The organism is Caballeronia sp., assembly GCF_028292365.1.
In the GTDB taxonomy this organism is placed as follows: domain Bacteria; phylum Pseudomonadota; class Gammaproteobacteria; order Burkholderiales; family Burkholderiaceae; genus Caballeronia.
The window spans coordinates 1-11,002 of record NZ_JAQGMM010000390.1 but is presented as its reverse complement, the minus strand read 5'-3'; the positions used below and the strand labels follow the sequence as shown (position 1 = coordinate 11,002).

Below are 11,002 nucleotides of genomic sequence, written 5' to 3'. Positions count from 1 at the left end.
CCGGTTCGCGCCATCGCCGCGCGCATCTGGCGCGTCAGACGGCGCGTGGTTGCTGCCGGCCACGACGGGTTGATGAACTCGTGCGTGAGCTGCACGTCGCGAATCTTCATCTTGTGCGCGATGGCATCGATAAGATCTTCCGGCTCGGCGAAGCGATTCACCAGCGGATTGGTGTTGAGTGCGAGAGTGAAAGCCATTTGCGTCTCGTGTTGTCTCGTGTTGTATCCGGATTGATCGCAGCCGGGTTCAGGCGGTTTTTCTATCGAGGCCATCGAACCACGCACCGAACGCTGCCGTTTGCTCGGTACTCATGTGCAGTCCGTGCTTCGTGCGCCGCGTCAGGATGTCCGGCGCTGTCTCCGCCCACTCATGCGTCATCAGGTAGCGCACTTCAGCCTCGTAGAAAGTCGGCCCAAATTGCCGGCCGAGATCGGCAAGCGACTTGGCGGAGCCGATCACCTGCGCTGTGCGTGCACCGTAAGTCCGCGCGTAGTGAAGCATCAAATCCTCCGGCAGCCAGCCATACTCTCGCTGCAAACGCGCGATGAACCGCGGTACGTCTGCTCCTTCGATCTCACCCCCGGGCAACGTTGCAGTCGACGTCCAGTCTTTCCCCATGTCGGGAAAGGTCGGCCGCAGGCGTTGCATCGCATGCTCGGACAGCTTGCGAAAGGTCGTGATCTTGCCGCCGAAGACGTTGAGCAGAGGTGCACCGCCGCTGGTGTCGAGATCGAACACATAGTCGCGCGTCACCGCCGACGGATTGCCTGCGCCGTCGTCGTAAAGCGGGCGCACACCCGAGAAGGTCTGCACCACATCCTGGCGCCGCAGCGGTTGCTTGAAATATCGGTTGACCGCGGCCAGCAGGTACTCGATTTCCGATTCGTCGGTCGACACATTTTCCGGCGCACCGTCCCAGGGGATGTCCGTGGTGCCGATAAGCGCCTTGTCCCCTTCGTAGGGATTGATGAAAATCACCCGCTTGTCGTGGTTCTGCACCAGGTAGGAATGCGGGCCATCCCAGAACTTGGGGGTAACAATGTGGCTGCCCTTGACCAGCCGCACCTTGCGGGTCGAATGGCCTCCGGCCACGCGCTCGATGACATCGGCCACCCACGGACCGGCGGCATTGACCAGAGCCCGCGCGGTGACAACGCGAGTTGCACCGTTGCGCGTGTTGCGCAACTCGATGCGCCACGCATCGCCTTCGCGTCGCGCCGAAGTACAGACCGTGCGCGTGAGGACCTGCGTACCGCGCTGCGCCGCGTCCACTGCGTTAAGTACGACGAGGCGCGCATCATCGACCCAGCAGTCGGAATATTCGAAACCCCTGTGGTACTGATCCTTGATCGGGGCACCTTCAGGACTGCGCAGCAGATCGAGGGTACGCGTGCCCGGAAGCTTCTTGCGTCCGCCGAGGTGATCGTATAAAAACAGCCCTAGCCTGACCAGCCACGCAGGGCGGTCGTCCGGGCTGTGCGGGAGCACGAAACGCAGCGGCCAGATAATGTGCGGCGCCGCGTTGAGCAGCACTTCGCGCTCGATCAACGCCTCACGCACGAGCCGGAATTCGTAGTACTCAAGATAGCGCAGGCCGCCATGCACCAACTTGCCCGAGCGCGACGAGGTCCCCTGCGCCAGATCATCCTTCTCGCACAGGATCACGGAAAGCCCGCGGCCCGAGGCATCGCGCGCTATGCCCGCGCCGTTGATGCCACCGCCAATGACGAACAGGTCGACCATCTGGCTGTCGCTCATCTCACCGCCCTCCGTTCGACTTCGTTCTTGATTGCGCCAAGGGCTCCGGGATGACTCCTGGCCCTCGCCTGTTGTGCCATTGCATCCCACACAGGTTCCAGAGCGCGCCGCGCCTGCTGGTATACGGGGAACGCCTGCGCGTAGGTCTGCATATGGTCTGGATCGGGTGTCTCGACCGGTCCCAATAGCGGCGTGACCCACTCGGCGATGCATGCCTGCATGTCGGGATAAACACCGAGCGCGACCGCCGCCATCATGGCCGCACCGGCCGCGCCCGCCTCTTCGCGTGTGGAGGTTCGCACCGGGGCGCCCACCACTGCGCCGAGCACCGCACGCAATGTCCGCGACCGGGTCGCACCGCCGGTCAGGCGCAACTCTGCCGGCATCGCGCCGCCCATTGCTGCATAGCAGTCGCGCGCGGCCATCCCAAGCCCCTCGACCACGGCAAGCAACATATCCGGGAAACGGCTTTCGCTTGTGAGTCCTGTGAAGTTGGCACGCGCGTTGGCGTTGACGAACGGACCGCGCTCGCCTGCATCGGAGATATAAGGGTGGTAAAGGTGCGCGCCCGGCCGGCCGGATTGCAGCCATCCGTCGATACGTTTCACGCGGTCAACTTGTGAGAGCTGCGTACCGAATTCCGCGAGCAGGTCGCATGCGAGATTCAAGAGCCAGTCGATGTTCAGGGTTGCAGCCATGTTCGACTGCACCTGCGCCGACATGCCGGGTATTGGCAGCGCGATGACGTACCCCGTGCCCTCGGCGTTCAGATACACATCGGTGTTTTGCACCGCACGCATATGCATGCCCGTCGACCCGATGATCGAACAGGTGGCGCCCACCGCACCCTCAGTATGGATGCCGGCGCCCAACGCCGTCAGCACGATGTCGACGAACCCGAGGCACACCGGCGTACCGGCCAGCAGGCCCGTTACCGCCGCGGCTTCAGGTGACAGCGCATGAGTGACCTCGGTGCCATCGACGATCTCGGGCAACAAACCGCGCCGCGCCGACAGCCCGAGCGCTTCGATTACCGCGTCGTCATAGCGACGGGTGCGGAAGTTGCCATAGGTGAAGCTCGCCTCCGACGGATCCGTTGCGCGCACTCCGGTGAGGTTGAGATACAGCCAGTCCTTGCAATGCAACGCGACTTCCGAGCGCTCGAGCACCTCGGGCGTTGTTGCATCCATATGCGCGATCTGCGCGCCCTGGCTGCACGCCGCCAGCCCGGTACCGGTGGCCTCGAATCGAGCACGGCTGGCTGTGTTGCCCTGCAGTCGCCGTACGGTTTCCGCGGCGCGAGCGTCCAGCCAGAGCCAGGCGTCACTGGCGGCCTTGTTTCCCGCGCCGACGAGCCAGGTGCCGTCGCCCTGCCCCGTCACCGCCACCGCCGCCGTGCGCCGCGCCAGGCCATCGACCTTGGCGCCGAGATCACGCAGCGTCTGCGCGCAGTCGGCCCAGGTCTGGTCCAGTGATTGAAAGGCCGCGCCATCGGCATTCGTGGTGTAGCGGTTAGGAACCGATGCAACCGCGATCTGCCGCCCTGCCAGATCGAAGGCGACAGCCTTGATAACCGAGGTACCGGCGTCGATACCGACCAGGAGGTCGCGTCCGGCGACGGCGCTGGATGAGGGAACTATCACGCTGTCGCCTCCGCGATGATTGTTCCGTGATTCAACGCCAGCGCCGTCGCTTCATCGGTGATCAAGCCGCTGAGGAGACCGCTGTTCAGAACGGCTCGGATCGCCTGTACCTTTTCGGCGCCGCCGGCGATGGCGACGATCCGCCGCCCGGTCAGATCAGCGAGATTGGGGGCCACCGTGCGCGCGGCCAGCGAGGTTTCAACAGACTTGCCCGCGTGATCGAAAAAGTGACCCAGCACCTCGCCCTGGCCGCCCATGTCGCTCACTTCGCGAATTTCTGCTGGCTCGATCATCTGCGATGCAACGAGTTGCGCGTCGGGCTGTGCGGTGCCAATGCCAACGATCATCAAGTCCGCATGCGCGGCCAGATCGAACACCTCGCGCACGCCGCGCTGCGACAGCAATACCTCACGGTCTTCGGCGGTATTGGCGAAAAACGGCAATGGCAGCACGTAAGAGACGGCGCCAGTTTTCTCCGCCAGACGATGGATCACGTCGTACGGATTCGCCGTGTAGTTACGCGTGACCCCACCCAGCAGCGACACGAAACGCACCTTGCCGGCATCCATGCGCGGCATGTCGGCGACCACGGCTGCCAGCGTACGGCCATGCCCCATGCCGATCACGCCGCCTTGACGAGCTGCGATCTCGCGTTGCAGGAAGTGCGCTCCGGCCACGCCCAAGGCACGCAGCGGCAGGCCAACTTCATGCAGATCCGGAACCACCTCGCAATAGGCCAGACCGTAGCGGTCGGCAAGCTCTGCTTCCAGCACGACGCATTCGGCCACGTCGCCATCGATGGTGACTTTCACCGCGCCGCTCTGGTTAGCGCGCGTGATGAGCCGATGCGCCTTGACATTGCTTACACCAAGGCGTAGCGCGACATCGGCCTGCGTTTGCCCGGCGGCGTAATGCAACCACGCCGCCCTGATCGCAAGACTGTCTTCGGCATCACGCCTGTCGGCGGATTTCGTCATGTCTTCTCCGTGCCTGACGAAAAGTGATTTTTTTTTCGTCTGCTGTAATTTATTTCATCTGTGCCAAGGATAGCAAGCAAATCCCCGGTTGGCATCCGCGCAAACCCTTAGTCGCGACGCCGCGCTCAGCGCTCGGATTCAGGGATGGAACGGTTTAGGGATTCTTCGGGTAGCCCTATGAACAGGTCAGTTACGTGGGATGATTTGCGCTCGGCATGGCGGACAGACGAGCGATGAACATCGACCCTTTGAGCGACGGCAAGATAATTGAGGCGTGGAAGCAGAACGCTTCGCCCTGGACGAATGCCGTGCGTGCCCGTGAAATCGAGAGCCGGCGATTGGTGACCGATCGTGCAATCCTGGACACGGTTCTCGCGTGCAGGCCGCAGACTGTCATAGACCTGGGATGTGGCGAAGGCTGGCTTGCCCTTGCGCTCCAACAGAGTGGGATCGACGTAACGGCGGTAGATGCTGTGCCTGCATTAGCCTTTGCCGCCAAGCAAGCCGGCGTGGCCGACACCTGCGTGATGTCTTACGAAGAGATTGCAGAGGGGCAGCTAAAACTGAGCGCCGATATGGTGGTCTGCAATTTCTCATTGCTCGGCAAGGAATCGGTAGACGGCCTGCTGCGGGCCATTCCAACCTTGCTCAAGCCGGACGGCGCCTTGATCGTGCAAACCTTGCATCCGCTTGTTGCATGCGGCGACCTGCCCTACGTCGACGGCTGGCGGGCAGGTTCATGGGCAGGGTTTGGTCCGGATTTCAGCGATGCCCCGCCCTGGTACTTCAGGACATTGGGCACTTGGCTTGAACTCATAGGGACGAGCGGATTAACGCTTCGCGCGTTGCAAGAGCCGCTAGACCCGCGAACCGGCAGGCCGGCATCCGTCGTGTTTCGTGCGCATCGGACCGGATGACGGACCTTAACGACTCGCTACGCAACGAATTACACGGACTGCAACGCCAATACGATCATCGTCACGAGGGACACGACGAAGATCGAAGCGCCGATCGTTTTGCGGCGAGTGAGCTCGGTCCACAGCAGCACGCCGGTGATCGACAGCAAAATGAGACTGCCCGCGATCGAATCCGCAAACAGGATCCAGCCAACGCCTGCTCCTTCCGAGCGATGCATGCCTTCAAGAGTGCTTATCAAGCCCTGATCGCGGCGTTCGACGTTGACAAGGTTCCCGCCTTTCCACATATCGGCCGTGACCAGATAATGCGGCGCGATGAAGCGGATCACCCAGTGCTCGGGCTGGATCACCGACTGGTCGCCCCACGTAACGGGTTTAGCCTTTTCACGCGTGACTCGCTCGGCAGGCCGGTCGAGTTTCAATTCGGTCTGTAGATATTGCGCAAGCTCAGCAGGCGTTTTCGGCGGCGGCGTTGGAATGGCGACCTGGATCGTCGATACGCTGGGACCACCGACCTTGATCTTCATTGTCGCGCGATGGTTCTGGAGAATCCCCGTCACGCCAAAGAGCAGGCCGAGCACCGCGCCCCACAATCCAATCCAGCCGTGGACCTTTCGAAGCCACTTGAGAAAGGTGCTGCGGCGAGAGCGCGATTTCTGCGCGCTGTCCTGGGATGCCGCCGTCGGCTCGACGTTATTCTTTAGTGTGCTTGCCTGCATGGTTTTGTGTGGGTCTGCTTAAGGGGGAAGCGCGAAGCGCTAGAAGTCGAATGTCGAACTGAGCTCGAGCGTGCGCCCAAGGCCAACACCAATCTGGTTCGATCCGACTGCGCTCCAGTAACGCTTGTTGGTCGCGTTTTCGAGGTTCGCCTGGATCGTTGCCCGCTTGCCGAAGATGCGCGTCGTGTAGCGCAGGCCGGCGGTCAACAACGTGTAGCCGCCTATCGACGCCTGGTCGAGATCGTTCACGGCGCGAGGCCCGATGTAGTACATGCCCGCGTTGACCGAGAGCCCGGTCACCGCTGGTATGCGATAGTCGGCAAACACGCTCGCTGTGACGTGGGCAGCATTCTCAGGCGTCTTGCCGACCAGCGTGGGATCGGGCGAATCGACCTGGGTCGCGTCGAGATACACCGCGGAAGCGATGACCGACAGATCGCGCGTCACATCTCCTTGCAGCGAAAATTCGACGCCTCGATACCGCGCATTGCCGTTCATCACGAAGACGTTGTCGGCATTGGTGCCGGTTGCCGGCTGACGCAGGTTGAACAACGCGACCGACGCAAGCATGTTGTTCGTGACCCGCGTCCGGATGCCGATTTCTTCCTGCTTGCTGACGCCAGCCGGCAGGATCTGGTTGGCGTTTTCGGCGGTGGCGGGGGCGCTGCCTTCGGACTCCAGCGCCTCCACGTAGCTCGCATAGACGCTAGTGTTTGGCGTCACCCTGTAGCTAAGGCTAGCGGAGGGTGTCGTCCTGCTGATATCGGAGTAAGGGGTTCCCGCCTGCGATGTGATGTATTCGGATTGCCGCAGCCCCGGGATGAATTGCAGCCGGGAGGTCAGGTCGATCCGGTCGTACACATAGGCGCCGCCGTTGCGGATATGCTGCGCGAAGAACTGCTTGGGCGTGCCGCTTGGCGTCAGCGCGGTGATGTCGACGGGGTTGTAAAGATTTTGCGGCGCAGTGAACGTGTAGGACGTGAAATTCGGCTGATACATCCAGTCCTGCGAGACACCCAACGTCAGGTCATGACTGATTGAGCCGGTCTTGAACACACCATTTGTCTCGAGACGAACCGTCTCGTTCTGGTACCGCTGACCATTCTGCTGGGTGGCCTGCACGGTGCCGGCACCTGTTGTCACGTTGTATTTCTGGAAGACCCAGTTCCAGCGATCGCGCCGCGTGATTGACTCGCCCGCGGCAAGGTTCACGCTCCAGTTGTCCGACAGCGCGTAGTTGGCGCGGAACAGGTTCGTGTCAGCGCTTGAACGCGTCGGATACCCTGCGCCCGACAACAACTTGTTGGGGTTCGGTACGCCCGGCAACGAAATGACGCCCTGTTTATTTGGCGCGAGCGGCACGATACCCGCTTGCTCGACAATGCTGGTCTCAATGTGTTCGAGATCGTACTGGAGCGTCAGGCGGCTGTTCACGCGCCAGTCGAGCGCTGCGCTGATGAACTTCCGGTAACCGTGATCGCCCTCGATCGGGGCCTCGACATGTTCATCCATCGCATTGACGCGCACGCCGAACTGGTCGTCCGTGCCGAACCGGCGGGCAATGTCGACATGCGTGCCATACGACCCTCGCGAATCACCGAGCAGCGAGACGCTTGTTACCGGTTCGGTGCCCGCGCGCTTGGTGACCATGTTCACGATGCCAGCCGGTGCGGCAAAGCCGTAGTAAAGCGCGGACGCCGCCTTCAGTACTTCGACGCGCTCCTTGTCCTCCATCGGCATCCAGATGTTGTTGTCGATCGGCAGGATCCCGTTGAAGTAAAAGCTAGCGCGGTTATCGAGCGGGATGCCGCGAATTGACAGGTTGTCGTAAGCAAGACCGCTGAGTTGCTGGCGCGTCACGCCCGCTACGTTGCGCAGCGCGTCGTAAAGGCCGGTGTCTCCCTGAGCATCCATCAGACTGCGCGTCACCACGTTCACGGTGGCAGGCACGTCAAGCACATTCATTCCACGATACGGGCCGGTTTCAACGGATGCCGGCGCAAAGCCGTGTGCCCGCTGGCTGGTGACCGCTACCGGAGGTAGCTGCTGGGCGTTGGACTCATCCGTTGTGGGAACTGCTGCGCTGCCGGTTGTATCGGCCATTGCCGGTCGTACTGCGATGCCCATCAAGCCCGCTGCCAGCAAAGCGCTGACGAGCGGACCTCTTTTAGCGAGTTGCAACCGCCTGCCCGCCCCTTTTCCCCGACGCATGTAATAAACCCCTGAATGAGCATACGAGCGCGATCCCGGATGCCGGCGTCAAGCCGGTTCGAGGTATGCGCATCTTCCATTTATTTAACAAATAGGAATGATTCGTGTTTATATTATTATTTGTGTAAAAAATCAAGTGACACTTTTGCGTCGAGAGATTTGGGGGCGCGCTCGGCAATGGCTAGTGGGCAGGTAAATAACGTTGCAATGCAGAACACCGACAGGTGAATGCCTCCGACATCTCGTCGCGGTCAGAACTAAGCGCCCTTCGAAATATCAATAGGAATGCTGATCGTATGGTTATCGCCTGACGCATTGAACAACCAGTTCCTGCTCGCGGCTCGCTTCGGCCGTTCGACATTGCGCTCCAGATCGCCGACAATCGCACATAGAATGCTCCCTGGCGCCAGACATCCAAAGTCTCTCGATCAGCGTCGCGCGAATCAGATGGATGAAAGCCGAAGTAAAACTTTCCGCACACTGATAGCAATATCGAAATACCCAATGTTTCCGATAACCTGAGTCCCGCTTTCCTACCGCCAATCCATGCTTTCAACTTCAAGTGCCACGCTGATGACGTTAGGTTGCGTTATCGTGCTGATCATGCCGGGTCCAACAAACACGTTGCTCGCTACCGCCGGTCTGAGGTGGGGTCTAAGGCGCTCGGTTCATCTGACTGGCGCCGAATTCGCCGGCTATTTCGTGTCCATTTCAGGCTGGGGATATTTCCTTTCGCATGCGGCGACCTCGCTAACCTGGCTACCCACGCTCTTGCGGATGGCGAGCGGTCTCTATCTTGCCTACCTCGCGGTCCGCATGTGGCACACAGCGAACTTGCTTCCATCGTCGGCACAAAAGACGATCGGGCTGCGTGTTTTGTTCACCGCTACTTTGCTCAATCCGAAAGCAATCCTGTTCGCCGGCACGATATTCCCGGTCGCTGCGTTCGAGAGCTTGGCCGCTTATATTGAAGCCATGGCAATCTTCACCGCCCTGCTGGTCCCAATCGGATTGGCGTGGATCGCACTCGGCGCAGAACTCGGCAGCGGCCGCCTGATGCGGATCAGTCCGGTGCACGTGCAGCGTTGTGCCTCGATCATCCTGGCTGCTTTTTCCTTGTCTCTTGCGTGGGCAGCGTTGCATTAATCGTGTTCAAAACGTGTTCAATATGCTTTGGCCATCGGGTCGGCATATTCAGCCGAAGATGCGTGCATTCATCGACCTCATGAGCCAGAACTCGTTGCTTGATAAAAGCAAATAGGACCGGCATAACCCGCGCGTCAACATCGTGACTGTTGCAGGTTTCAACACGGTCATCGCCATCGATTCATTCTTGTAAAGACCCCCAGCAGATCAGCGTCCCTTAATGCGATGGAACCGGGTAATGTGCTCAACAGCCGTGCTCAACAGCCGTGCTCATTAACCTTGTCCACTCACCTCGCCAACCAGCAATGCCGTTCAAACCGAATCAACGAATCGCTTGCAACTCAATCGCGCTGCGCCCGCGATACCTTCCGGCCATCGCTGCCGTCAGCCTTTCATTGCAGGGGTGTACGCAGCACGGTGCACCGTCGTATGAAATCTTCGGCGCTTATTTTCCGCTCTGGTTGTTAAGTGCGGTGATCGGGCTAGCTGGCGCACTGATCGCTCACCGGATATTCGTTTCAACAGGTTGGGCGCATACCGTTCCGTTTCAGCTCTTCGTCTGCGCGGCCATCGGCCTGATGGTTGCGGTGCTCTTCTGGCTTTCGGGAACAGGACAGCTCTTATGAAAATGGCCGGCAAGCGCCAAGCCTCTCTTAAGGGCCGTGCAATCGCGTGGGCGATCGTCGTACTCGGCCTCGCGACAATGTATTACGCCTACGACCGGACGACCCGGTTTCCATCGACGGATGACGCGACGATCGATGCCGATGTCGTGCACGTCGCTTCGCCAGCCAGTGGCCGGATCGTCCGGCTAGCGGTGGTAGAGAACCAGCGGGTTGCCAAAGGCGACGTGCTCTTTGAGATCGATCCCACTCCGTTTCGTCTCGTGGTCGCGCAGACCCAGGCTGACCTGGAACTGGCCCGTGCGGCGCTTGAGACGCGACGCAGGACGATTGTCGGCGAGCGCGCGAATGCGATCATCGCCGGCGACCAGACCGGTAAAGCGGCACACAACTACGAACTGGCGTCACGCACCGTGCAGCGGCTCACGCCACTCGTGGCGAAGGGCTACGTGCCGGTCCAGCAACTGGATCAGGCGCAAGTCGCGCAGCACGACGCGGCGTTATCGCTGAAGCAGGCGCAGGAACAGAAGCAGGCAACCGCGCAGACGATCGGCGACGAGGGGGACGCTATCGCCGTTGTGCATGCGCGCGAGGCTGCGCTTGCGCTCGCACAGCACAGCCTTGACGACACCATCGTGCGCGCGCCGCAAAATGGCTTCGTCACGGGTCTGTCGGTGCTGGCAGGCGAGACGGTCGCGCCGCATCAGTCGATCTTCACCCTCATCCACGCGGACGAATGGTTTGCCGTCGCGAACTTCCGGGAAGGGGCACTCGCGCGGATCCAGCCGGGTGATTGCGCGACCGTCTATTCCATGATCGACCGGAGCCAGGCGATACACGGCAAGGTAATCGGTATCGGCGCGGGCGTGGCGGATTCGGATCGCATCAATCTGCCGCGCACCTTGCCGATCGTCCAGCAGTCCGTGAACTGGGTGCGGGTCGCGCAGCGCTTCCCCGTGCGTGTGCGTCTTGATGAGCCTGCAGCGCGGCTGGTGCGGATTGGTGCAA

9 protein-coding genes and 1 pseudogene are annotated in these 11,002 nt (G+C 61.0%); 4 read left to right on the top strand and 6 right to left on the bottom strand.

Annotated elements, in window-relative coordinates:
• From JWR14_RS23515 to JWR14_RS23500, 4 genes and pseudogenes are all read right to left on the bottom strand, one after another.
• Window positions 1–197: pseudogene (locus tag JWR14_RS23515) on the bottom strand (aminotransferase); the annotation flags it as partial.
• A 49-nt stretch (window positions 198–246) separates the two neighbouring features.
• Window positions 247–1,758 carry a glycerol-3-phosphate dehydrogenase gene (locus JWR14_RS23510; RefSeq protein WP_299712746.1) on the bottom strand — a complete coding sequence of 504 codons (1,512 nt, stop codon included), beginning with the start codon at window positions 1,756–1,758 and terminating at the stop codon, window positions 247–249.
• The gene (locus JWR14_RS23505) at window positions 1,755–3,401 is read right to left on the bottom strand and encodes an FGGY-family carbohydrate kinase (protein ID WP_299712743.1); all 1,647 of its coding nucleotides are present in this window, start codon (window positions 3,399–3,401) and stop codon (window positions 1,755–1,757) included. The genes JWR14_RS23510 and JWR14_RS23505 overlap by 4 nt, the downstream gene beginning before the upstream one ends.
• Window positions 3,398–4,378: a sugar-binding transcriptional regulator gene (locus JWR14_RS23500; RefSeq protein ID WP_299712740.1), complete on the bottom strand. Its 981-nt coding sequence runs from the start codon at window positions 4,376–4,378 to the stop codon at window positions 3,398–3,400. The genes JWR14_RS23505 and JWR14_RS23500 overlap by 4 nt, the downstream gene beginning before the upstream one ends.
• 233 nt (window positions 4,379–4,611) lie before the next feature.
• Here JWR14_RS23500 and JWR14_RS23495 point away from each other — a divergent pair, with 233 nt between their 5' ends.
• The gene (locus tag JWR14_RS23495; RefSeq protein ID WP_299712737.1) at window positions 4,612–5,295 is read left to right on the top strand and encodes a class I SAM-dependent methyltransferase; all 684 of its coding nucleotides are present in this window, start codon (window positions 4,612–4,614) and stop codon (window positions 5,293–5,295) included.
• 29 nt (window positions 5,296–5,324) lie between these two features.
• Here JWR14_RS23495 and JWR14_RS23490 read toward each other — a convergent pair whose 3' ends face one another.
• Window positions 5,325–6,014 carry a PepSY-associated TM helix domain-containing protein gene (locus JWR14_RS23490; protein WP_299712734.1) on the bottom strand — a complete coding sequence of 230 codons (690 nt, stop codon included), beginning with the start codon at window positions 6,012–6,014 and terminating at the stop codon, window positions 5,325–5,327.
• A 39-nt stretch (window positions 6,015–6,053) separates the two neighbouring features.
• Window positions 6,054–8,225 (bottom strand): TonB-dependent siderophore receptor, encoded by a 2,172-nt coding sequence (locus tag JWR14_RS23485; protein ID WP_299712732.1) that lies wholly within the window; start codon window positions 8,223–8,225, stop codon window positions 6,054–6,056.
• Window positions 8,226–8,771: 546 nt separating this feature from the next.
• Between JWR14_RS23485 and JWR14_RS23480 the strand changes: the two genes are divergently transcribed.
• From JWR14_RS23480 to mdtN, 3 genes are all read left to right on the top strand, one after another.
• Complete coding sequence (locus tag JWR14_RS23480) at window positions 8,772–9,371, top strand: LysE family transporter (RefSeq protein ID WP_299712729.1); 600 nt, start codon at window positions 8,772–8,774, stop codon at window positions 9,369–9,371.
• A 305-nt stretch (window positions 9,372–9,676) separates the two neighbouring features.
• Complete coding sequence (locus tag JWR14_RS23475) at window positions 9,677–9,997, top strand: YtcA family lipoprotein (RefSeq protein ID WP_299712726.1); 321 nt, start codon at window positions 9,677–9,679, stop codon at window positions 9,995–9,997.
• Window positions 9,994–11,002: multidrug transporter subunit MdtN (gene mdtN, locus JWR14_RS23470; RefSeq protein ID WP_299712723.1), on the top strand; the 1,009-nt coding region annotated here is incomplete at its 3' end. The genes JWR14_RS23475 and mdtN, both read left to right, overlap by 4 nt.

What these genes read in the sequence shown, in the direction of transcription:
- JWR14_RS23510 (WP_299712746.1), bottom strand. Translation starts at nt 1,758, where the DNA reads ATGAGCGACAGCCAGATGGTCGACCTGTTCGTCATTGGCGGTGGCATC.
- JWR14_RS23500 (WP_299712740.1), bottom strand. Translation starts at nt 4,378, where the DNA reads ATGACGAAATCCGCCGACAGGCGTGATGCCGAAGACAGTCTTGCGATC.
- JWR14_RS23495 (WP_299712737.1), top strand. Translation starts at nt 4,612, where the DNA reads ATGAACATCGACCCTTTGAGCGACGGCAAGATAATTGAGGCGTGGAAG.
- JWR14_RS23490 (WP_299712734.1), bottom strand. Translation starts at nt 6,014, where the DNA reads ATGCAGGCAAGCACACTAAAGAATAACGTCGAGCCGACGGCGGCATCC.
- JWR14_RS23485 (WP_299712732.1), bottom strand. Translation starts at nt 8,225, where the DNA reads ATGCGTCGGGGAAAAGGGGCGGGCAGGCGGTTGCAACTCGCTAAAAGA.
- JWR14_RS23480 (WP_299712729.1), top strand. Translation starts at nt 8,772, where the DNA reads ATGCTTTCAACTTCAAGTGCCACGCTGATGACGTTAGGTTGCGTTATC.
- JWR14_RS23475 (WP_299712726.1), top strand. Translation starts at nt 9,677, where the DNA reads ATGCCGTTCAAACCGAATCAACGAATCGCTTGCAACTCAATCGCGCTG.